Source organism: Mycobacterium sp. NGS51 (assembly GCF_059812525.1).
In genome coordinates this window covers 147,365-168,302 of sequence record NZ_JCALCV010000001.1, presented here as the reverse complement: position 1 = coordinate 168,302, position 20,938 = coordinate 147,365, and the positions used below count along the sequence as shown (strand labels likewise).

General features: G+C 64.9%; 22 protein-coding genes, 1 tRNA gene and 1 pseudogene. 16 read left to right on the top strand and 8 right to left on the bottom strand.

Features of this window, described 5'->3' with window-relative positions:
• Window positions 1-2: 2 nt before the first annotated feature.
• The 8 genes from fdx to AC5Y5W_RS00845 are packed head-to-tail and all read left to right on the top strand — an operon-like array spanning window position 3 to window position 6,794.
• On the top strand, window positions 3-209 hold the full coding sequence (gene fdx / locus AC5Y5W_RS00880) for a ferredoxin Fdx (protein WP_500008622.1): 207 nt from the start codon (window positions 3-5) through the stop codon (window positions 207-209).
• A 2-nt stretch (window positions 210-211) separates the two neighbouring features.
• Window positions 212-757, top strand: coding sequence for a Cif family virulence factor (locus AC5Y5W_RS00875; protein WP_500008621.1), 546 nt, complete (start codon window positions 212-214; stop codon window positions 755-757).
• 57 nt (window positions 758-814) lie between these two features.
• Window positions 815-1,942 carry an NDMA-dependent alcohol dehydrogenase gene (locus AC5Y5W_RS00870; RefSeq protein ID WP_500008620.1) on the top strand — a complete coding sequence of 376 codons (1,128 nt, stop codon included), beginning with the start codon at window positions 815-817 and terminating at the stop codon, window positions 1,940-1,942.
• 4 nt (window positions 1,943-1,946) lie between these two features.
• Entirely contained in the window at window positions 1,947-3,026 is a 1,080-nt protein-coding gene (locus AC5Y5W_RS00865; protein WP_500008619.1) for an NAD(P)H-dependent amine dehydrogenase family protein, read from the top strand.
• Entirely contained in the window at window positions 3,023-5,020 is a 1,998-nt protein-coding gene (locus AC5Y5W_RS00860) for an oxidoreductase (protein ID WP_500008618.1), read from the top strand. The genes AC5Y5W_RS00865 and AC5Y5W_RS00860 overlap by 4 nt, the downstream gene beginning before the upstream one ends.
• Window positions 5,021-5,034: 14 nt before the next feature.
• Window positions 5,035-5,460 (top strand): ketosteroid isomerase family protein, encoded by a 426-nt coding sequence (locus AC5Y5W_RS00855; RefSeq protein WP_500008617.1) that lies wholly within the window; start codon window positions 5,035-5,037, stop codon window positions 5,458-5,460.
• On the top strand, window positions 5,457-6,338 hold the full coding sequence (locus tag AC5Y5W_RS00850; protein ID WP_500008616.1) for an SDR family NAD(P)-dependent oxidoreductase: 882 nt from the start codon (window positions 5,457-5,459) through the stop codon (window positions 6,336-6,338). The genes AC5Y5W_RS00855 and AC5Y5W_RS00850 overlap by 4 nt, the downstream gene beginning before the upstream one ends.
• Before the next feature lie 51 nt (window positions 6,339-6,389).
• Window positions 6,390-6,794, top strand: a complete 405-nt coding sequence (locus AC5Y5W_RS00845) for an HIT family protein (protein WP_500008615.1) — start codon at window positions 6,390-6,392, stop codon at window positions 6,792-6,794.
• A gap of 3 nt (window positions 6,795-6,797) precedes the next feature.
• On the opposite strand, the gene AC5Y5W_RS00840 is transcribed toward AC5Y5W_RS00845, so the two are convergent.
• Complete coding sequence (locus AC5Y5W_RS00840) at window positions 6,798-8,231, bottom strand: sensor histidine kinase (RefSeq protein WP_500008614.1); 1,434 nt, start codon at window positions 8,229-8,231, stop codon at window positions 6,798-6,800.
• A 25-nt stretch (window positions 8,232-8,256) separates the two neighbouring features.
• Window positions 8,257-8,976 carry a response regulator transcription factor gene (locus AC5Y5W_RS00835; RefSeq protein WP_500008613.1) on the bottom strand — a complete coding sequence of 240 codons (720 nt, stop codon included), beginning with the start codon at window positions 8,974-8,976 and terminating at the stop codon, window positions 8,257-8,259.
• Window positions 8,977-9,103: 127 nt separating this feature from the next.
• On the opposite strand from AC5Y5W_RS00835, the gene AC5Y5W_RS00830 reads away from it, so the two are divergent.
• Window positions 9,104-9,826 carry a hypothetical protein gene (locus AC5Y5W_RS00830; protein ID WP_500008612.1) on the top strand — a complete coding sequence of 241 codons (723 nt, stop codon included), beginning with the start codon at window positions 9,104-9,106 and terminating at the stop codon, window positions 9,824-9,826.
• Between the two features lie 50 nt (window positions 9,827-9,876).
• On the opposite strand, the gene AC5Y5W_RS00825 is transcribed toward AC5Y5W_RS00830, so the two are convergent.
• The 3 genes from AC5Y5W_RS00825 to AC5Y5W_RS00815 form a co-directional block, all read right to left on the bottom strand.
• Window positions 9,877-9,952: transfer RNA gene (locus AC5Y5W_RS00825), tRNA-Thr, on the bottom strand.
• 81 nt (window positions 9,953-10,033) lie between these two features.
• Window positions 10,034-10,312: a hypothetical protein gene (locus AC5Y5W_RS00820; RefSeq protein ID WP_500008611.1), complete on the bottom strand. Its 279-nt coding sequence runs from the start codon at window positions 10,310-10,312 to the stop codon at window positions 10,034-10,036.
• Between the two features lie 105 nt (window positions 10,313-10,417).
• Entirely contained in the window at window positions 10,418-10,870 is a 453-nt protein-coding gene (locus tag AC5Y5W_RS00815; RefSeq protein WP_500008610.1) for a universal stress protein, read from the bottom strand.
• A 220-nt stretch (window positions 10,871-11,090) separates the two neighbouring features.
• Between AC5Y5W_RS00815 and AC5Y5W_RS00810 the strand changes: the two genes are divergently transcribed.
• Window positions 11,091-12,617 carry an LCP family protein gene (locus tag AC5Y5W_RS00810; RefSeq protein ID WP_500008847.1) on the top strand — a complete coding sequence of 509 codons (1,527 nt, stop codon included), beginning with the start codon at window positions 11,091-11,093 and terminating at the stop codon, window positions 12,615-12,617.
• On the opposite strand, the gene AC5Y5W_RS00805 is transcribed toward AC5Y5W_RS00810, so the two are convergent.
• The 3 genes from AC5Y5W_RS00805 to AC5Y5W_RS00795 are packed head-to-tail and all read right to left on the bottom strand — an operon-like array spanning window position 12,610 to window position 15,999.
• A complete protein-coding gene (locus AC5Y5W_RS00805; RefSeq protein WP_500008609.1) occupies window positions 12,610-13,539 on the bottom strand; it encodes an alpha/beta fold hydrolase in 930 nt (309 codons plus the stop codon). The two genes, AC5Y5W_RS00810 and AC5Y5W_RS00805, sit on opposite strands and share 8 nt — an antisense overlap.
• Window positions 13,536-14,327 (bottom strand): SDR family NAD(P)-dependent oxidoreductase, encoded by a 792-nt coding sequence (locus AC5Y5W_RS00800; RefSeq protein ID WP_500008608.1) that lies wholly within the window; start codon window positions 14,325-14,327, stop codon window positions 13,536-13,538. Before AC5Y5W_RS00800 ends, AC5Y5W_RS00805 begins: the two co-directional genes overlap by 4 nt.
• Window positions 14,308-15,999 carry a flavin-containing monooxygenase gene (locus AC5Y5W_RS00795; RefSeq protein WP_500008607.1) on the bottom strand — a complete coding sequence of 564 codons (1,692 nt, stop codon included), beginning with the start codon at window positions 15,997-15,999 and terminating at the stop codon, window positions 14,308-14,310. Before AC5Y5W_RS00795 ends, AC5Y5W_RS00800 begins: the two co-directional genes overlap by 20 nt.
• Window positions 16,000-16,047: 48 nt before the next feature.
• Between AC5Y5W_RS00795 and AC5Y5W_RS00790 the strand changes: the two genes are divergently transcribed.
• The 6 genes and pseudogenes from AC5Y5W_RS00790 (at window position 16,048) to lipP1 (ending at window position 20,934) form a co-directional block, all read left to right on the top strand.
• Window positions 16,048-17,232 (top strand): acyl-CoA dehydrogenase family protein, encoded by a 1,185-nt coding sequence (locus tag AC5Y5W_RS00790; RefSeq protein ID WP_500008606.1) that lies wholly within the window; start codon window positions 16,048-16,050, stop codon window positions 17,230-17,232.
• A gap of 9 nt (window positions 17,233-17,241) precedes the next feature.
• Window positions 17,242-18,150 carry a biphenyl-2,3-diol 1,2-dioxygenase gene (gene bphC / locus AC5Y5W_RS00785; protein WP_500008605.1) on the top strand — a complete coding sequence of 303 codons (909 nt, stop codon included), beginning with the start codon at window positions 17,242-17,244 and terminating at the stop codon, window positions 18,148-18,150.
• Window positions 18,147-18,857 (top strand): annotated as a pseudogene (locus tag AC5Y5W_RS00780) (FAD-dependent oxidoreductase); the annotation flags it as partial. The gene bphC and the pseudogene AC5Y5W_RS00780, both read left to right, overlap by 4 nt.
• 35 nt (window positions 18,858-18,892) lie before the next feature.
• Window positions 18,893-19,036, top strand: a complete 144-nt coding sequence (locus AC5Y5W_RS00775; protein WP_500008604.1) for a hypothetical protein — start codon at window positions 18,893-18,895, stop codon at window positions 19,034-19,036.
• Window positions 19,037-19,165: 129 nt separating this feature from the next.
• Entirely contained in the window at window positions 19,166-19,999 is an 834-nt protein-coding gene (locus AC5Y5W_RS00770; RefSeq protein WP_500008603.1) for an IclR family transcriptional regulator, read from the top strand.
• Entirely contained in the window at window positions 19,996-20,934 is a 939-nt protein-coding gene (gene lipP1, locus AC5Y5W_RS00765; RefSeq protein WP_500008602.1) for a LipP1 family hormone-sensitive lipase, read from the top strand. The genes AC5Y5W_RS00770 and lipP1 overlap by 4 nt, the downstream gene beginning before the upstream one ends.
• Window positions 20,935-20,938 lie beyond the last annotated feature (4 nt).

The window sequence follows — 20,938 nt, the reverse complement described above, 5'->3', positions numbered from 1 at the left end:
CGATGGGCTATCACGTGAAGGCCGACCTCGACTTGTGCCAGGGACACGCGATGTGCGAACTGGAGGCCCCCGACTACTTCCGGGTGCCCAAACGCGGACAAGTCGAAATCCTTGACGACGAGCCGCCCGAAGCGGCCCGCCGACAAATCGAGCAAGCCGTGTGGGCCTGCCCGACCCAAGCCCTATCGATCCACGAGACAGGAGAATAACGGTGGCCGGATTTTCCCGCGCTGAACTCGAACAGTGGGTGCAGGCCTGGCTTCAGGCCAACAAGGACTGCGAGGAGTCAGGCGACTGGCAGCCGCTGGCAGATTTCTACGCCCCCGAAGCGACCTACGGCTGGAATATCGGCCCGAAAGAGGACGTGATGTGCGTCGGGATCGACGAGATCCGCGAGATCGCGCTCGGCCTGGAGATGGAGGGTCTGGAGAACTGGCAGTACCCGTATCAAAAGGTGATCATCGACGACCAGCAGGGTGAGATCGTCGGTTTCTGGAAACAAGTGGTGGTCGACGGCGACGGCGGTCAACAGGAGATTTACGGCATCGGCGGCAGCTGGTTTCGGCTGGGCGCCGACAAACTCATCGAGTGGCAGCGCGACTTCTTCGACTTCGGCCATGTCCAGACGCTGTACATGGACTTGATGAAGGCGGGCAAGCTGTCGGCGGGCATGCAGAAGCGGATCGAGCGCAGCCTGGCCGGTGAGAAGCTGCCCGGCTACTACCCGCTTGGAAAGACCCCGGTACCGCTGTGGTGAGCCACGTCACTACGCTGACGCTCGAGTCCTGACAAACAAGCTGAAAGCAGGTTCGCGGTGAAAACAAAGGGCGCGCTGCTCTGGGAGTTCAACCAGCCGTGGTCGGTCGAGGAAATCGAGATCGGCGACCCGCGCAAGGACGAAGTCAAAATCCAGATGGAAGCGTCGGGGATGTGCCACTCCGACCACCACCTGGTGACGGGCGGCATCCCGATGGCCGGATTCCCGGTGCTCGGCGGCCACGAGGGCGCGGGCATTGTGGTCGAAGTGGGCGAGGGCGTCGAAGACTTCGCGGTCGGCGACCACGTGGTGCTGTCCTTCATCCCGTCCTGCGGGAAGTGTCCAACCTGTCAGGCCGGCATGCGCAACCTTTGTGATCTGGGTGCCGGGCTGCTGAACGGTGCATCGGTGACCGACGGCAGCTTCCGCGTTCAGGCCCGCGGCCAAGATGTCTACCCGATGACGCTGCTGGGGACGTTCTCGCCGTACATGGTGGTGCACAGAAGCTCGGTGGTGAAGATCGACCCGTCGATCCCGTTCGAAGTGGCCTGCCTGGTGGGCTGCGGTGTGACTACCGGCTACGGTTCGGCAACCCGGACCGCCGACATCCGCCCCGGCGACGACGTCGCGATCGTCGGTATCGGCGGCGTCGGCATGGCAGCGCTGCAGGGTGCGGTCAACGCCGGTGCCCGCTACATCTTCGCGGTCGACCCGGTGGAGTGGAAGCGCGACCAGGCGCTGAAATTCGGTGCCACCCATGTCTATCCGGACATCGAAGCCGCGCTGCTGGGCATCATGGAGGTCACCGCCGGCTTGATGGCCAAGAAGGTGATCATCACCGTCGGCGAACTGCACGGCGCCGACGTCGACAACTACCTGAACGTCACCGCCAAAGGCGGCACCTGTGTGCTGACCGCGATCGGCAGCCTGCTGGACACCCAGGTGACGCTGAACCTGGCGATGTTGTCGCTGATGCAAAAGAACTTGCAGGGGACCATTTTCGGCGGCGGCAACCCCCAGTTCGACATCCCGCAGCTGCTGTCGATGTACAAAGTGGGCAAGCTCAACCTCGACGACATGATCACCCGACAGTACAAACTGGAGCAGATCAACGACGGCTACCAGGACATGCTGGACGGCAAGAACATTCGCGGCGTCATCCGCTACACCGACGACGATCGGTAGCCACATGACCGGCCCGCTGCGGGTGTTCCAGGTGGCGTCCGGAAACGTCGGAACCGAGATGGTCAAACGAATCGCCCGTCATCCCGATCTGGAACTGGTTGGACTGCATTGCTATTCGCCAGACAAGGTGGGGCGTGACGCCGGGGAAATCGCCGGTATCGAGCCGATCGGGGTGACTGCCACCGCAACGGTCGACGACATCATCGCCGCTCGGCCGGATTGCGTCACCTTCCACGGCGTATGGCCGGATTTTTCGCTCTACGAGCAGGTGCTGGCGGGCGGGATCAACATCGTCACCACAGCGGACTGGGTCACGGGCTATCACCGCGACACCAACCACCGCTTGCCGGACGGACGCAGCGAGTCCGAGGTGCTGCAGGCGGCATGTGTGCGCGGGAACGCCACGTTCTACGGCACCGGGATGAACCCTGGTCTGGCGCAGATCCTTACGATCGTGCACAGCGCCGACGTGGCCGACATCGAGAACGTTACCTGCATCGAATCGGTGGACGTGTCGTGTCACCACTCGGCTCCGACGTGGGCGAATTGCGGTTTCGGCCGGCCGGTCGGCGATCCGGAGGTTCCGCGGCTGCTGGAGGTGGGCACCCGGGTGTTCGAGGACGGGGTGCGGCTGATGGCCGACTGTCTCGACATCACGCTCGACGAGGTCAGGTTCAACTTCGAGTTAGGCGCCTGCACCAAGGATGTGGATCTGGGCTGGTACCAGTTGCCGGCCGGGTCCGTCGGCGGCGCGGCATTCCAGTACGTCGGCATCCGCGACGGAGTGCCTCGGGTGGAATTGCATCTGGAATGGCAGATGACGCCGCACACCGACCCGCACTGGGACATTCAGGGCTGCTACATCACCAAGATCCAGGGTGATCCGTGTATCTACAGCAAGCATCTGATCTTGCCCAAGCCGGGAACCGACTTCTCGTCGTCTGACGCGTTCGCGGCGATCGGCATGACGGTGACCGGGCTGCCGGCGCTCAACGCGATCCGAGCGGTTGTCGACGCGCCACCCGGCATCGTCACCAGCGCCGATCTACCGCTGCGCGCGTTCGCGGGCCGCTTCAGCAGGTGAAAGAGTTTCCGAACCTCCTTCAGCCGGGGCGCATCGGTGCCATGACGCTGCGCAACCGGCTGGTGATGTCGCCGATGGAGACGATGTACGGCACACCTGATGGGCTGCCGTCACAGCGCAGCTGCGACTATTTTGCCGCGCGCGCGCAAGGTGGGATCGGCCTGATCACGGTGGGAGCCACCGGGGTTGACCATCGGCATCCGGAAACACCGGGCGGCTTGCATTTGGGCACCGACGCCGCGGTCGATGCGCACCGCAAGTTGGTGGACGCGGTGCACGAACACGGCGCCAAGATCCAGCCGCAGATCGTGCACGCCGGACCCGACGGCTTGGGCCCGGAAATGCACCGGGTGACCTCTTTGGGCCCGTCGGTGATCCCGTCGTATCTGACCGGACGGCCCTCGGAGGAGATCAGCACACGACAGCTCACCGAAGTACTCGACCTGTTCAAGGCTGCAGTGCGTCGCGCCGCCGAAGCCGGCTACGACGGCATTGAACTGCACGCTGCGCACGGTTACATGTTGCTGGGGTCGTTCCTTGCGCCGCAGCGTAATCGGCGCACCGACGACTATCGCGGCGACTCGGTTCGCGGCCGAATCCGGATCGTGCTGGAAACATTGGTCGCAATCCGCTCCGAGGTCGGCGACGCATTGCCGATCACGCTGCGGATCTCTGGATACGAGCGGGTGGCCGGCGGCCGTCCGATCCACGAAACCGCGCAGGTGGCACCGGAATTGGTAACGGCCGGAGTGGACGCCTTCCATGTCAGCGGCGGGGTGATCGACCGGCTCGTCACCCAGATGGTCAACGGCGCCGACGACGGCGACGAACTCAACGTGGGCGCCGCCGCCGCGGTCAAGGAGGTGGTCGACGTGCCGGTGATCGCGGTCGGCCGCATCCACGACCCGGTGCGCGCCGAGAAAATCCTGTCCGAGGGCCGCGCCGATTTCATTGCAATGGGACGGCCACTGCTCGCCGACGCAGAGCTGCCGCGAAAGCTCCGGATGGGCCAGGCGCGCCGCATTCGCAGATGTATCTCGTGTGAGAACTGCATCGACGCCATGGAACAGCGGTTTTCGGTCGACTGCGCGGTCAATCCGCGTACCGGCAAGGAACGTGACTTGGCGGCCAAGCCGGCCGGGCACGCCAAGCGGGTGGTGGTGATCGGCGGCGGTCCCGCCGGCTTGGAAGCCGCGCGCGTCGCATCCGCACGGGGACATCGTGTCACGCTGTTCGAGCGCGCTGGGCAACTGGGTGGCGCGCTGCGCTGGGCAGCGATCCTGCATCCGGAGAACGAGCCGTTTCTGCGATACCTGCGCGACGAGATCAGGATCAGCGACACCAAAGTGGTGCTGGGCCAAGCTGCGTCGATAACCGACGTCGTCGAGTTGAAACCGGACGCGGTGGTGGTGGCCACCGGCGGCCGCATCGTCGTCCCGGCGATCCCAGGCGATCACCTCCCACACGTGCAGACCGGACCGACGTTGCGCCAGTTGCTGGCCAAATGGACACCGCGGCTGGTGTCGCCGAAAGCAGTCCGATTCGCCACCCGCGCATGGATGCCGATGGGACGGCGCGTCGCAATCATCGGAGGTGACCTGGTCGCCCTCGAACTCGCCGAATTCCTGGCAAAAAGAGGACGTTTCGTGTCGATTCTCGAATCCGGCAAAGCCATTGCCCCGGAGGTGGGCAGCAAGCGCAAAACCGAACACATGGATCGTCTCGACCGCCTCGGAGTCACCGTGCACGTCCGAGCGGCCGTCGAACGCATCGCTGACGACGCGGTGGTCTTCACTCCGGCGGGCGGCACAACCCGCCAGTTGGCTGCCGACACCGTCGTCGTAGCAGGAACACCCGAGTCCGACACCGCCTTGTTCGACGCGGTGGTGGCTGCCATGCCCGACACTGAGGTACATGCCGCCGGCGACTGCACCGGGCTGGGACTAATCCGCAAGGCAACCGAGGACGGCGCCCGTGCCGCCTGTGCCATTTGATGATTGGAGTGAGAATGTCAGAAGAAACCGTTCAGCAATTGCCGGCGCTGGCTGCGTCACAGTCGTCGTGGCGCTGCGTGCAAGCCCATGACCGGGAGGGCTGGTTGGCGTTGATGGCCGACGACGTCGTCATCGAGGACCCGATCGGCAAGGCGATCACCAACCCGGACGGCACCGGCGTGCGGGGCAAGGACGGGGTCACCGGGTTCTACGACACCAACATCGCCGCCAACCAGCTGACGATCACTTGCGAAGAGACGTTCCCTTCCAGCTCCCCCAACGAGATCGCCCATATCCTGGTGCTGGACAGCAAGTTCGACAACGGGATCACCAGTTCGGTGCGCGGCGTGTTCACCTACCGGGTCAACGACACCGGACTGATCACCAACATGCGCGGCTACTGGAACCTCGACGCGATGACATTCGGCCCCCCGGAGTGAGCCGGCTGCTGGCCGGCCGCGCTGCCGTCGTGGTCGGCGGGTCCCGGGGTATCGGGAGGGCGGTAGCCAGCTTGCTGGCCCAGCACGGCGCGGCTGTGGTGGTCAACGGCCGAGATGCCGCCACCGCTCAGGCCACTGCCGATGCGATCACCGCCGACGGCGGCCGCGCGGTGGCTCACCCGGGTTCGTCGGCCGAGCCGGTGGCTGCAGAAGCGTTGGTGGACAGATGTATTGACGATTTCGGCGCCATCGATATCCTGGTGAACTGCGCGGGCATCGCCGAGCCACCGGGTTCGTCGATCCTCGACATCAGCGCAGCGCAATTTCGCGAGCTGCTCGACGCGCACGTGGGCACGGTGTTCGCCACCTGCCGCGCGGCCGCACCAAAGATGGCCGCCCAGGGCGGCGGCAGCATCGTCAACACCAGCTCGATGGCTTTCCTCGGTGATTACGGCGGCACTGGATATCCCGCCGGCAAAGGCGCGGTCAACAGCTTGACCCTGGCGATCGCCGCCGAGCTCAAGGAACAGCGGGTCCGGGCCAATGTGGTGTGCCCCGGCGCTAAGACGCGGTTATCCACCGGGCAGCACTACGAGACTCATATCAGGGACCTGCACCGGCGGGGTCTGCTGGACGAGGTCAGCATGCGCGGGTCGCTGGACGTGGCATCACCGGACTACGTCGCGTCGACGTATGTCTATCTGGCCAGCGACCTGGCCGCGCAGGTGACCGGTGAAATCTTCGTCGCCGCAGGTGGTTTCATCGGCCGGTTTCCGCGGCCGTCGCCGGCCTTCATCGCATACCGCGACCACCACGACTCGCCGCCGTGGTCGGTGACGGAGTTGGCCGGTTTGATCGAGGGCGCACTTAGCCAGTGATCGCGACCGTCGGGGCAAACTCGACGACGGTCGGCCCATATGCTGGTCGGTATGGCCACTGTGTTCACCAAAATCATCAACGGCGAAATTCCGGGACGGTTCGTGTATGAGGACGACGAGGTCGTCGCGTTCTTGACCATCGAGCCGATGACGCAGGGGCACACGCTGGTAGTGCCGCGCGCAGAGATCGACAATTGGCAAGACGTCGACAGCGCTGCGTTCGCCCGCATCATGGCGGTGGCGCAGCTGATCGGCAAGGCGGTGTGCCGAGCCTTCAACACCGAGCGGTCCGGCGTCATCATCGCCGGGTTAGAAGTTCCGCACCTCCACGTGCATGTCTTCCCGACCCGCAGGCTCAGCGATTTCGGCTTCGCCAACGTCGATCGCAACCCGTCGCCGCAATCCCTGGATGAGGCGCAGGCCAAAATTAAGGCTGCACTAGCCGAACTGACGTGATGCTCAACTGACCTGTGCCGGCACGTCGGCGATGCGCGGCAAGCTGACACGGAAACGACAACCCTCCTCGGGAGCGGTAGTCACCGTCACCGACCCGCCGTGGGCATGGACCAACGAGTCGACGATCGACAGGCCCAGCCCGGTGCCGCCGCTGGTTCGCGCCCGCGACGAGTCGGTCCGATAGAACCGCTCGAAGATGCGCAGCGCATCCTGCTGACTCATCCCCGGCCCTTCGTCGGCGACCTCGAGCACCGCGTTGTCGCCGTCGGTGCCCACCCGCACGGTGATGTCGGCGCTTTCGGGGGTGTGCTGCAACGCATTGGTCACCAAGTTGCTCAGGACCTGGCGCAGCCGGGCCTCGTCGCCGAGCACCTCGGGGGTGCCGGGCCCGTCGAGCACATCCATGGTGAGGTTGCGCTTGGGGGCGATCGCCTGCGCATCGTGCACTGCGTCGCTGGCCAGCGCCAGCAGGTCCACCCGGCGACGCTCGAGGGGGCGTTGGGCGTCCAATCGGGCAAGCAGCAGCAAATCCTCGACCAACAGGCCCAATCGACTCGCTTCGCTCTCGATCCGCGACATCAGCATCTCGAGGTCGCGCGCCGCGCCCTGGCGGTACAACTCCGCGAAACCGCGGATCGTGGTCAGCGGCGTGCGCAGTTCGTGGCTTGCGTCGGTGATGAAGCGTCGCATCCGATCTTCTGAACTGCGTGCCTTCGCCGCGGAGGACTCGGACGACGCCACCGCACGCTGAATCTGTGCGAGCATGCCGTTGAGCGCCAGGGACAATCGGCCCACCTCGGTTCGCGAACTGCGCTCGGGGACGCGGCGATCCAACTGGCCGGCCGCGATCGCGGCCGCGGTCTGCTCGACCTCGGTCAGTGGCCGCAGACTTCGGTGCACGACCGCATATCCGGCGATGCCGAGAACCAATAGCACCGCCGCGCCGATGCCAACCTGCAACCAGACCAGTGACCGCACGGTGTGCTGGACGTCGGAAAGGTCATAGGCGACGGTGATCAGTCGACCGAGCGGTCCCCGCACCGACACCGCGCGCCACTGCACACCGGATTTGTCGACGGAGCCGATGGTGGTGGGCTCGGGCCCGACATCGTTGTTGTTGGGCAGCGCGGGTTCGGCGTTGCGATCGTTGACCACCGTCCAGGTGCGGCCGTCCTTGCCAATGCTGCGCACGTAGAAGTTTGAGGGCGGGCGATCGGCGTTCGGCCGTTCGTTGGCGCGTGATGACGTGTGGCGCGGAGCCTGTGCCCAACCTCGGGATGCGTCGATCAGGTTCTGGTCGACCCGATTGATCAGGCTGTGCCGCAGGATCGACGTGACCGCGATACCCGAGGTCGCCAAGCCACCCGCTACCAGCACCAGGGTGGCCGCGACGAGGCTCACCCGGAGCGGCAGCGCTCCTCGATGAAGTTTGGCCATTCTTGTATTCTTCGCCTACGACGCGCTATCGCGGCTCGCGCAACACATATCCCACTCCGCGCAATGTGTGCAGCAGGCGCTTGTCGCCGGTGTCGATCTTGCGTCGCAGATACGACACATAGGACTCGACGACATTGACATCGCCGCCGAAGTCATAGCGCCAGACGTGATCGAGGATTTTCGGCTTGCTCAATACCGTGCCGGCGTTGATCACGAAGTAGCGCAACAGCGTGAACTCGGTGGGTGACAGCGACACCGGCTCGCCAGCCTTCCACACCTCGTGAGTGTCCTCGTCGAGTTCGATGTCGGCGAACGTCAGTCGGGCGTTGCGGTCCTCGGTGATGCCTTTGCCGGCGCGGCGCAGAATGACGCGCAACCGAGCGACGACTTCTTCCAGGCTGAACGGTTTGGTCACGTAGTCGTCGCCGCCGAGGGTGAGGCCGGCGATCTTGTCCTGCAACGAGTCGCGCGCGGTCAAAAACAGCGCGGGCGCATCGATGCCGTCGGCGCGCAGACGACGCAGCACCCCGAAGCCATCCATGCCCGGCATCATCACGTCGAGGATCACCGCGTCCGGTTTGACTTCGCGGGCCAAGTCAAGGGCTGCGGGCCCGCTGGCGGCGGTGTGGACCTCGAAGCCCTGGAATTTGAGGCTCACTGCGAGGAGTTCCAGGATGTTGGTTTCGTCGTCGACGACAAGGACTCGAGCCTCGGGGATGGTTCCGTCTGTGGATGCCGATGCCATATCGCTAATCTCCTCGCACTTCATTGAACGGAACCTCCATGGCAGCTGTGATGTTCCTGTGAATGCGTTGCCAGTTTGATCTGCGCGGTCCCGGGTCAGCGCAGGTCGGCGCGCATAGACTCGGGGGATGAATCTCGGGAAAAGCCTGGCGACGCTCGCCACCGCACCGCTGCGGGTCGGGCTGACCGCGGCCGACGCGGGCCTGGGCGTTGCGGCCTCGGCGGTTGGCCTGGCGAAGCAGACTATCGGCGAGGCCGGCGTGCAAACCCGGTCTAACGCCGTCGTTCACATGCTGGGCATCGATGACGCGCTCGTGCGAGCAAACCGCATTGCCGGGCTTCTCGACGACGACGCTCCGCTGGGACGCGCCTTGGCAGCCGACGGGCCGGTGGACCGGCTGCTGCGCCCCGGCGGGATTGTCGACATGCTGACCGCCCCCGGCGGGCTGCTGGACCGGCTGACTGAAGAGGGCGGTGGTCTGGAGCGGGCGCTGAAGCCCGGCGGGCTGGTGGATCAGCTGGTCGCCGACGACGGTCTGATCGAACGCGTCCTGGCCGAGGATGGGCTGGCTGACCGGTTGCTGGCCCAAGGTGGTCTGATCGACAAGTTGACCGCCCGGCACGGGCCGCTGGAACAGCTCGCCGATGTCGCCGACACTCTGAGCCGGCTGACGCCGGGGATGGAGGCGCTGGAGCCGGCCATCGAGACCCTGCAGGAGGCCGTCATCGCCTTGACGATGGTGGTCAACCCGCTGAGCAATATCGCTGAGCGGATCCCGTTGATACCGCGGCGGTCCTCGCGCCGCTCCACGCCGCGTCCCGTGCGTTCCCCGCGCGTTATCGAGGAGTAGGCGGGTTGGCTGCCAGCGGCTCGGCGCTATCCCTGAGGGCCGAGAGGTAATGGAGCCGCGTGAGAGACTCGAACTCTCGACATCCGCTTTACAAGAGCGACGCTCTACCAACTGAGCTAACGCGGCCAGGGCCGGCTCGATGAGCCATGGCGATTCTACGACGGGGTCGCGGCGTCGCTGCGGCGCGCTAAACGAGCGGTCCTCTGGTCAGCCGTGGGGCGCCTCAGAAATCTTGCTATCCGGCTTGCCGACTGTTTGGCAGTAGGTCGTCGCCGACAAACGCGTAACCGAGATCTCCATATTGTTGGGGTCAGCTCCGCTCTTGTCTTTAAGCATTTTGCTGATCTCCTCGTTTTGCTTCTTCTCGTCCTGCGTGGTGAAGTCCTTGCACTTGGTGTCGCCGCCGGTATTGATCACCTCTGAGGCCGAACATCCACTGAACAGCAGCGCAGCGGCCACAATCGTGACAGGAACAATCGACTTCATCGTCGGCCTTTCGGGTCGGAGTAGCTAGACATCTATAGACGGGCGCATCGGACTTTAAACGCCAGCACGCACGGAACCTGATCACCGCACGCCAACAACACCGGGTCAGCCGCTGGTATGCACGATCAGCACGTCGACCTTGGCCTTGCTGGCGACACTTCCGGGGATCGAAAACACCCGTCCGATGATCGCCGATCGTGCGTTCAGTCCCACGTTCCCGACCACGAGCAGATCGGCTTGAACCTCTTCGGCGAGGTCAACCAGCGCATCGACCGGAGCATCCTGAATCGGCCGCTCCTCGATGTCCTTCGCGCCGGCCGCCTTGGCCCGGTCGCGGCCCTCGCGCAACATCGCGTAGATCGGCGCATTGCCCTGCACTTTGTAGCCTTCGTCCCCGAGCGCGTCGGCGGCGCGCGGATCCTCCTTGTCAGGAACATAGCCGGTCACGATGATCAGCTTCGCGTTCGATTCGGCGGCAATCGCACCTGCGCGCTCGACCGCACCCAGCGACGAAGCCGAGCCGTCGGTACCGACCACCACAGTTTTATAGGCGGTCATCAGCCCTCTCCAGCGTCTTAGCAGTGCCTTTCGCAGACACTAACGCTGCGACCCGAGACGGTTATCAGGATCCGCGAAATGCATCGTCAACCGCTGGTCACACACTTGGACGAGGGTCTTCGCAGCAAGCTGCGGCATACTGGACGTCAAGCATTAAACGTCGTCGCCGCAAATTGCCGTCGGGGGCAGGGGCGGCGCTCAGGACAGAGTCGAGATTGTGGTGGCCAACCAATCCGGCGGTAGGCACCGCCGCCCAAAACCGGCACCCTGGCAGATCCGCCGCCGATTGACCCACGGCGCGGTGGCCACGGTGTCGGTGTTGGCCGTGCTGGCGACCGGCGCCGGCTGGTGGATGGCCCATGGGGTACTGGGCGGAATCACGGTGTCCGAGGCGTTGAGCTCCGACGACCCGCATTCCAGCGGCGGCGAGATGAACATCTTGCTCATCGGCTTGGACTCGCGCAAAGACCAAGACGGCAACGAACTGCCCAACGCGATCCTGAACCGGCTGCACGCCGGTGACTCCGACGCCGGCGGCTACAACACCAACACGCTGATCCTGGTGCACGTCGGCGCCGACGACAAAGTCACCGCATTCTCCATTCCCCGCGACGACTATGTGCCGTTCAGCGGCGTCCCGGGATACAACCACATCAAGATCAAAGAAGCGTACGGACTCACCAAGGACTACGCCGAGCAGAAGCTGATGAACAAAGGCGTCAGCGATCAGCGGGAACTCGAGACCAAAGGGCGCGAAGCCGGCCGGACAGCGACCTTGCGGGCGGTGCGCAACCTGACCGGCGTACCGATCGACTACTTCGCCGAGGTCAATCTGGCCGGGTTCTACGACCTGGCCCAAACCCTCGGCGGCGTCCAGGTATGCCTGAAACACGCCGTCTACGACTCCTATTCGGGCGCCGACTTCCCGGCCGGGCGCCAGACACTCAACGCCGAACAATCGCTGGCGTTTGTGCGGCAGCGCCACGGCCTGGAGAACGGCGACCTGGACCGCACCCACCGCCAGCAGGCGTTCCTGTCCTCGGTCATGCACCAACTCCAAAGTTCAGGCACCTTCACCGATCTGAGCAAGCTGAAAAGCCTGATGTCCGTTGCTCGTAAGGATGTGGTGCTGTCGGCGGGCTGGGACGAAAGCCAGTTCCGCCGGATGGGCGCGCTGGCCGGCGGCGACATCGAATACCGCACGCTGCCGGTCGTCCGGTACGACAACATCAACGGCCAGGACGTCAACATCGTCGACCCCGCCGCGATCAAGGCCGAGGTGGCAGCGGCGTTCGGTACCGGCGGGTCGTCCACCACCACAACCAGCACCGCGCCCAACCCGGCAACCGTCGTCGACGTCGTCAACGCCAGCAGCACATCCGGACTCGCCAGCACCGTGTCACGCACCCTTAGTCACCGCGGTTACACCAAGGGCACTGTGCGCGACCGGGAATACGGCGAACCAAGCGCCACGACAGTCGACTACGGGCCGGGTGCCAAGAGCGATGCACAGACGATCGCGGCGCTGCTAGGCATCGAAGCGGCCGATCATAGTGATTCGGCGCTGACCGCTCATCGCGTTCAAGTCTTTGTCGGCGACGACTACTCCGGGTCGTCGCATGACGCAACATCTGCTGCCACACCGATGGCCGGCTCCTACCACGGTTCACGCACCACCACCAGCACCGAGCCGACCCCAGATCAGGGCGCACCCATCGATGGTGGCGGAGTGCCCTGCGTCAACTAGGCCTGTCGCGAGAGTGCAACTGCCGACGCATTTCTCGAGTAGACCCGTCGCCAGTTGCACTTTCGCGGCGAAGAAGGAACGCCAGCGCCGCGCTCTCGAACCCTTCCTTCGCTTCGATCATCGTCCAGTGCCCGCAGTTAGGGAATACGTGCAGTTCGGCATTCGGGATGGTGCGCATCGGGATCAGCGCCATGTCCAGCGGGCTAACCCGATCATCGCGGCCCCAGGTGATCAACGTCGGCGCCATCACCCGGTGCATCATCGCCCACGGTTGCGGACCTTTCGATGACTCCATGGCTTGGATCATCTGCTCGAATGCCGCCCTGCTGTACATCCGCCGCGCACCGGCCAGCGTGGCGGGATCGGTGGCGTGCTGCCAGCGCTCCTCGATCAGGTCCTCGGTCACCACTGCAGGGTCATACACCATCGAGTGCAGCCAGCGGATCAGCCGCTCGCGTGACGGCTCTTCGGTGAACTCCTGCAGCAGTCGGATGCCCTCGGCTGGGCCGGGACTGAAGACGTTACGTCCGATACCTCCGATGGTTACCAGTCGGCCCACCCGGTCGGGCTGGGCCATGGCGAAGTTGAGCGCGACACCCCCGCCCATCGAATTACCGATGATATCGACAGTGCCGAGGCCCAGCACGTCGACGAACCGCCCCACCGCGTCGAACGCGGTGATCATCGGGTGGCCACCGAAGTCGTCGCTGACACCGAAACCGGGGAATTCCAAGACGAGGCAACGGAAGTGCTCGGCGAATGCGCCCAGCACACCGCGGAAGTTGCGCCAGCCAGTAACCCCGGGCCCCGACCCGTGCAACAGCAGCAGTGGTGGCCCGTTGCCAGCCTCGTGATAGCGCAGAACACCTGACTCGGTGGAGATTTCGCGAATAGTGCCTTCGTAGGTGACGCTGGCTGTCATGCGTGAGTTCCGCCGTCGATGCGGATCTCAGTGCCGGTGATGAACGCGCCGTCATCAGACACCAGCATGGCGATCACCCCGGCGACGGCGGAGGGAGCGGCCATCGGCGCTCCGCTGGATTCCTCTGTGGTGGGCATGATCGGTGACAGCCTGCCGAACAGCGTCCAGTCCGCATCCGGCGGAATGAATCCGCCAGTGGCATCGGTGATTCCGGATTTGATGCTGCCCGGCGCCACGCACACCGCGCGCAACCCTTGCTTTGCGTACTCAAGCGCCAGCGCATGGGTAAACGACTGGACACCGCCCTTACTGGCCGCATACGCCGCCATGTAGGGGTGCGCGAAGGACGCCGATGTCGAGCTGAAGTTGACGATCGCGCTGCGCGGATTGCTCAGTAGCGTCGGCAACGCCTCGCGTACCACCAGAAACGTCCCGGTGAGGTTGACACCGATGATCTGGTTCCACAGGTCGGTCGTCATCTGATCGGTGTGCGCGGCGCGCAGCATGCCGGCGGCATTGACCACCGAATCCAGGCCGCCGAGCGTGTCGACGGCCGACCGCACGCCGGCAACTACCGACGTCTCGTCGCCGACATTCATCCCCAGTGTGGTGAGGCGTTCGCTGACCCCGGCCTCTCCGGCCTGTGCACGGGTCTTGTCCAGTCCGTCCGCAGCGATATCCGCGGCGACGACGGCAGCGCCCTCGTCGAGCAGCCGCAGTGCAGTGGCCTGGCCGATACCTGACGCGGCTCCGGTCACCAGGATCCGGTTACCGTCCAGTCGTTTCATGTGAACTCCCTTTGATCAGGTTAAAGCCCTTGTAGCCGACCGCGGCCACCTCTGCACAGATGTCGTTGTAAACGGCGAACCCGCCGGTGAACAACATAAACACACGTGGCTTGCCGGGGACGTTGGCGCCCAGATACCAGGAGTTCGCTTTCGGGAAAAGCGTTGCCCCGGCCCGCTGGGCGCACTCGGTAATCCAGTTGTCTACCGACTCCCTGCTGGGCTCGATCGCGGTGTAGCCGTGCCCGTCGAGATAGCCGATGCAATCGGCGATCCAGTTCACGTGTGCCTCCGCGTGCAACACCATGTTGGCCAGCACGCCGGGCGCTCCCGGGCCGGAGACCATGAACAGGTTGGGGAACCCGTCCACACCCAGGCCCAGATAGGTGCGCGGACCGTCCTGCCAGTCGTCGCGCAGTGTTTGGCCTCCGCGGCCAGCGATGTCGATCTTGGCCAGCGAACCGGTCATCGCGTCGAAGCCGGTGGCTAACACGATCGCATCGACGTCGTAATGCGCGTCGGTGGTGTTGATACCGGTCGCGTCGATCGACGTGACCGGTGTCTTGCGCACGCTGACCAGCTTCACATGCGGCTTGTTGAAGGTCTGAAAGTAGTTGGTGTCGGTGCAGATACGCTTGGTCCCGATCGGATGGTCGCTCGGGATCAGCAGGTCGGCGACCTCGGGGTCGTCGATCACGGCGCGTACCTTCTCCTCGTAGAACCTTCTGGCCTCTTCGTTGGCATCCGAGTCGGTCATCTGGTCAGGGAAGGTTTTGGAAAACAGCACACCACCTAGCTGCCAACGCTTTTCGAACGCTGCTCGGCGCTCTTCTGCGGGTACTTCCATCGTCTTGCTCGGGTGCGCGATATGCGGTGAGCCTCCGCCGCTGCGCCACGAAAGCCGACGCCGCTCCGCGTAACTCGCCTTGATCGCGGTCACGTCCGCGGCAGTCAGCGGCTTGTTGCCTGCAGGAACGCTGAAGTTGGGGGTGCGCTGAAACACATAGAGTTGCGCCGCTTGCTCGGCGATCACCGGAATCGATTGGATGCCCGAGGAACCGGTGCCGATGACCGCGACCCGCTTGCCGGTGAAATCGACAGGCGTATGCGGCCACTGAGCAGTGTGGTACACCTCGCCGGCGAAGGTATCCAGGCCCATGAAATCGGGTGTCATCGCGGCAGAAAGCGAGCCGGTAGCCATCAGGCAGAACCGGGCGGTGACCACCTCGCCACCGTCTGTGGTCAACGTCCAGTGCAGGGTCTCCTCGTCGAGGACCGCCGAGCAGACACGGGTGTTGACGGTGATGTCCGTACGCAGGTCGAGCTTGTCGGTGACCCAGTTGATGTAGCGCAAGATCTCGGCCTGGGTCGCGTACTTCTCGGTCCAGTTCCATTCCTGCTGCAGCTCGTCGGAGAACGAGTAGCAGTAGTCGACACTCTCGACATCGCACCGGCAACCGGGATACCGGTTGAAGTACCAGGTGCCGCCAACATCGGGAGCGGCTTCCAAAACCCGCACCGACAACCCCTGTGAGCGCAGTTTGTGCAAGGCGTACAGTCCGGCGAATCCGGCACCGACAACCACCGCATCAAGGGTCACGACGTGACGGTAGGCCCATTCGATCGCGAACAACAGTTGCTTCCCGGTCACTGGGATCGCCAAAGGTGTCATCATCACGGGCAGGAGACCATCGATCGCGGCCCACGACGTAAGGACAACACCATGACCGAACGAGCAATCGACCGGGTGATGGCGATGGCGGAGCAGTTGCGCGACCAGGCCGCCGAAGCCGAACACATTGGCCGGCTCACCGACGACACCGTCAAGCTGATGAAGGGCGCCGGCCTGATCCGGCTGCTGCAGACCAAGCAATACCAGGGCTTCGAGGTTCGTCCCCGCGAGTTCGCCGAGACGACGATGGCCACCGCGGCGCTGGATCCGGCGGCCGGCTGGATCGTCGGCGTGGTGGGTGTGCACCCCTACCAGTTGGCCTATGCGGACCCGAGAGTCGCTGCTGAGATTTGGGCCGACGACGTCGACACCTGGATGGCCTCGCCGTACGCGCCGCAGGGCGTGGCTACGCCGGTCGACGGCGGGTATATCTTCAACGGCCGCTGGCAGTTCAGTTCGGGCACCGACCATTGCGACTGGATCATCCTGGGCGCCATGCTCGGCGACGACAAAGGCATCCCGTTGATGCCGCCGCAGATGCTGCACATGATCCTGCCGCGTAACGACTACGAGATCGTCGAAGACTCGTGGAATGTGGTGGGGCTGCGGGGAACCGGCTCCAGGGACGTCATCGTCAAAGATGCATTCGTCCCGACCTACCGGACGATGGATGCGACCAAGGTGATGGACGGCACCGCCCAGCGCGAGGCCGGGATGACCGAGCCGCTATACCTGATGCCGTGGTCGACGATGTTCCCTCTCGGCATCTCGGCGGCCACCATCGGTATCGCCGAGGGCGCGCTGGCCGCGCACCTGGATTACCAACGCGGCCGGGTGGGCGCCACCGGGACCGCGATCAAGGACGACCCCTACGTGATGCACGCGATCGGCGAGGCCGCCGCCGACATCAACGCCGCCCGCCAGGAGCTACTGGCCAACGCCGACCGCATCTACGACATCGTCGCGGCCGGCAAGGAGGTGTCATTCGCCGACCGCGCGGCCGGGCGCCGCACCCAGATTCGTGCGGTGTGGCGCGCGGTTTCGGCGGTCGACGAGATTTTCGCCCGCTCGGGTGGCAACGCGGCGCGGATGGACAAGCCGCTGCAACGGTATTGGCGCGACGTGCACGTCGGTCAGATGCACGCCATCCATGTCCCGGGCACCACCTATCACGCGTCGGCGCTGAGTTCGATCGGCGTCGACCCGCCCGAGGGCCCGCTGCGGGCTTTGATCTAGGAGCAGACAGTGACCGACCTGAAAAGCCTGGGTTACATCACGATTTCGACCAATGGCATCGACCGGTGGCGCCATTTCGCTTTCGACATCCTGGGTTTCGCGGAGGGCAAGGGACCCGATTCGTCGGCGCTGTATTTGCGGATGGACGAGCGCGCTGCCCGGCTCATCGTGGTGCCCGGCGAGTCTGACCGGGTGCTTACCGTGGGCTGGGAAGTGCGCGACCATCCCGGGTTGCAGCGCGTCAAGGCCGCACTCGATGGAGCGGGGGTGGCATTCAAACAGCTCTCCCTCGATGAGGCCGAGGCCCGCCGCGTGGAAGAGGTCATCACCTTCGAAGACCCGGCCGGCACCACGGTAGAGGTGTTTCACGGTGCAGTGCTTGACCACAGCCCTGTCGTCACCCCGTTCGGGGCGAAATTCGTCACCGGTGATCAGGGACTGGGCCACGTCGTCGTGCCGGCCACCGATCCCAACGGGCTGTTCGACTTCTACACCGATGTGCTGGGCTTCCGTTCCCGCGGCGCCTTCCGCGTGCCACTGCCGAAAGAGTTTGGCCCAGTCCGCGTTCGCTTCCTCGGCATCAACGAACGACACCACAGTCTGGCGATTGTCCCGGCCGCGCATCAGCGTGATCCACGCCTCGTCCACATCATGGTGGAGGTCGACAGCCTCGACGCCGTGGGTCAGGCGCTGGACCGCGTCAACGCCGAGGGTTTTCAGCTGTCGTCAACCCTGGGCCGCCACACCAACGACAAAATGGTGTCGTTCTACGTGCGCGCACCCGGTGACTGGGACATCGAATTCGGCACCGATGGCATGCGCGTCGATGAAACATATTACACCGCAGAGGAAATCACGGCCGACAGCTACTGGGGCCACCAGTGGGTCGGAGAAATGCCCGCGGCAATGCGGCTATGACACCTGACACCGACGTCACGCCCGTCCCGGCCGCAACCATCAGCTCCTGGGACCACCAGGCCGACGTCGTCATCGCCGGATACGGAGTTGCCGGCGCGGCCGCCGCGGTCGAAGCCGCTCGATCCGGTGCCGACGTCCTGGTACTGGAACGCACGGGCTCGTGGGGCGGCGCGGCGGCGATGGCCGGTGGCTTCATCTATGTCGGCGGTGGTACGCCACTGCAAAAGGCTTGTGGCTTCGATGATTCCGTCGAGAACATGACAGCATTCCTCAACGTCGCGATGGGACCGGGCGCCGACGAGAACCGCATCGCCGACTACTGTGCCGGCAGCATCGATCACTTCAACTGGCTTGTCGACTGCGGTGTGCCGTTCAAAGCGGAGTTCTTCTCCGAGCCCGGCTGGGAGCCGATGGGCGACCAGGGCCTGATGTACAGCGGTGGCGAGAATGCGCACCCCTTCAACACGATCGCGACGCCGGCCCCGCGCGGCCACGTCCCCCAGATGTCGAACAAGAAGCAGGGCGAGGCCAGCGCCGGCTACATGCTGATGAAGCCCCTCGTGGAGACCGCGACCGCGGCTGGCGCACAAGCGATTTACGACGTGCGGGTGCAGCGCCTTGTTGTCGAGTCCGACGGCCGGGTGGTTGGCCTGTGTGCGCGTCGGTACGGAATCGACGCGACGATCCGCGCCCGCCGGGCGGTGGTGGCCTGAAGACCACCCTGGATTCCGAAGTGCTGCACGTGAGCGGAGAGCCGATCTCCGGTCTGTATGCGGCGGGCCGCTCCACCGCGGGCTTGGCTGCGTGGGGTTACGCCAGCGGCATCTCGCTCGGCGACGGCAGCTTCTACGGGCGCCGTGCCGGCCGCGCCGCCGCCCAAGCCTGAGTCTTTCTGCCACCATCGCTTCGCACACCGGCGATGTGTGCTGCATCAATCCCATGCCGCTATGTGACAGCAACCACACCATGTGGTACAAAAAGGAATATTTCTATTAGAAATATCAAGGAGCGTGCCGTGGCTATCGAAACCAACACTCCAAGTGCTGTCATCGACCGGGTCTCGTTGGTGCTGGATGCCTTTGATGGGCCCGGCCGGCTGACGCTGGCGCAGATCGTGCGCCGGACCGGCCTACCTCGCTCCTCCGCGCACCGGATGCTGGAGCGGTTGGTGCAATTACGCTGGCTGCGCCGCGATGGTCGCGACTACGAACTTGGCATGCGACTGGTCGAACTCGGGTCGCTCGCCGTTCATCAAGATCGGCTGCACCGCGCGGCCATCCCGCTGTTACACGATCTGCACCGGTCTACCGGGCTGGTCGTGCATCTGGCCGTCCTGGACGGCGCCGACGTGGTGTACCTAGAGAAGATCGGCGGCCCGATGACCGCGGCGATCCCCAGCCGTGTCGGCGGACGGCAGCCGGCACACTGCACAGCTGTGGGCAAAGCGATGCTGGCCTACAGCGACAACGTCGAGGCCGTCGACCTCGCCACCCGCAAAACCAGATATTCGATCAGCAGCGGCGCACAGTTGACTGCCGAACTGACCAAGACGCGTGCGCACGGGGTGGCGGTCGACCGCGAGGAGTCGCTGGCCGGATTCGGCTGTGTGGCGGCGCCCATCGGTGACCCGGGCAAGGCCATCGCCGCCGTTTCCGTGTGCGGACCGATGAACGGGATGAGGTTCGACCATCTTATGGCGGCGCCGGTGCGCATGACGGCAATGCGCATTTGGCACAACATCGATGACGGTGCGCATCGAGTGGCGCCGACGCTGCAGCAGGTGCGCCCATGCCACGCGATCTCAGCGCCGCGTCCCGAACGGAGACCGGCCGCGTTGCAGTTCGCATGAGACTCGACCCGCAAATTGCGGACATGCGAGAGGCACTCGACGCGGGCTTCCCACAGGTGGAGACGATGACCGGAGCACAAGCACGCGAGGCGATCCGGGCACGAGTCGTCGCCCCGGCACAGCCTGAAGGCGTCGGCTCGGTGCACGACCAGACCATCCCTGGCGACGTCAGCGTCCGCATCTACCGGCCAGCCGCGGAGTCACTGCTGCCGATTCTGGTGTACGCGCACGGCGGCGGCTTTGTGTTCTGCGACCTCGACAGCCACGACGGCCTGTGCCGCAGCTTCACGAATCGCATTCCGGCCGTTATTATTTCAGTTGCATACCGGCTGGCTCCGGAGCATCCGTGGCCGGCCGCCGCCGAGGACGTCTACGCAGTGGCGCAGTGGGCGGCCCGCAATGCCGACGCACTTGGCGGCGACGCGAGTCGCATCGCGGTCGGCGGCGACAGCGCGGGCGGCAACCTGGCTGCCGCGGGGGCGCTGATGGCACGCGACCGTGGCGGACCATCGCTGGCAGGACAGCTGTTGGTCTACCCGATGGTCAACGCCGACTTCGATACCGAGTCGTATCGACTGTTCGGGGAGGGCTACTACAACCCACGCGTCGCGCTGCAGTGGTACTGGGATCAGTACGTGCCCATTGCCGCCGACCGCGAGCATCCCTACGCGTCGCCGCTAAAGGCCGACTTACGCGGTCTGCCACCGACCGTCGTGGTCACCGTCGGCCATGACCCGTTGCGGGATGAGGGCAGTGCGTTCGTCGCCGCGCTGAAGACGGCGAATGTGCAGACAGCGCACTACCACTACGAAGGCGGCATCCACGGTTTCATGACGATGCCGGTGCTGCACTTGGCTCAGCGGGCACGCGCGGAGGTCTGCGGCGAGCTGTCCCGTCTACTGCAACTGGCCCAGCGATCGGCCGGAATCTCCTAGGCGC

What these genes read in the sequence shown, in the direction of transcription:
- AC5Y5W_RS00840 (WP_500008614.1), bottom strand. Translation starts at nt 8,231, where the DNA reads ATGGCCAAACTTCATCGAGGAGCGCTGCCGCTCCGGGTGAGCCTCGTC.
- fdx (WP_500008622.1), top strand. Translation starts at nt 3, where the DNA reads ATGGGCTATCACGTGAAGGCCGACCTCGACTTGTGCCAGGGACACGCG.
- AC5Y5W_RS00790 (WP_500008606.1), top strand. Translation starts at nt 16,048, where the DNA reads ATGACCGAACGAGCAATCGACCGGGTGATGGCGATGGCGGAGCAGTTG.
- AC5Y5W_RS00820 (WP_500008611.1), bottom strand. Translation starts at nt 10,312, where the DNA reads ATGAAGTCGATTGTTCCTGTCACGATTGTGGCCGCTGCGCTGCTGTTC.
- AC5Y5W_RS00855 (WP_500008617.1), top strand. Translation starts at nt 5,035, where the DNA reads ATGTCAGAAGAAACCGTTCAGCAATTGCCGGCGCTGGCTGCGTCACAG.
- AC5Y5W_RS00835 (WP_500008613.1), bottom strand. Translation starts at nt 8,976, where the DNA reads ATGGCATCGGCATCCACAGACGGAACCATCCCCGAGGCTCGAGTCCTT.
- AC5Y5W_RS00845 (WP_500008615.1), top strand. Translation starts at nt 6,390, where the DNA reads ATGGCCACTGTGTTCACCAAAATCATCAACGGCGAAATTCCGGGACGG.
- lipP1 (WP_500008602.1), top strand. Translation starts at nt 19,996, where the DNA reads ATGAGACTCGACCCGCAAATTGCGGACATGCGAGAGGCACTCGACGCG.
- AC5Y5W_RS00865 (WP_500008619.1), top strand. Translation starts at nt 1,947, where the DNA reads ATGACCGGCCCGCTGCGGGTGTTCCAGGTGGCGTCCGGAAACGTCGGA.
- AC5Y5W_RS00800 (WP_500008608.1), bottom strand. Translation starts at nt 14,327, where the DNA reads ATGAAACGACTGGACGGTAACCGGATCCTGGTGACCGGAGCCGCGTCA.
- AC5Y5W_RS00795 (WP_500008607.1), bottom strand. Translation starts at nt 15,999, where the DNA reads ATGATGACACCTTTGGCGATCCCAGTGACCGGGAAGCAACTGTTGTTC.
- AC5Y5W_RS00815 (WP_500008610.1), bottom strand. Translation starts at nt 10,870, where the DNA reads ATGACCGCCTATAAAACTGTGGTGGTCGGTACCGACGGCTCGGCTTCG.
- AC5Y5W_RS00805 (WP_500008609.1), bottom strand. Translation starts at nt 13,539, where the DNA reads ATGACAGCCAGCGTCACCTACGAAGGCACTATTCGCGAAATCTCCACC.
- AC5Y5W_RS00830 (WP_500008612.1), top strand. Translation starts at nt 9,104, where the DNA reads ATGAATCTCGGGAAAAGCCTGGCGACGCTCGCCACCGCACCGCTGCGG.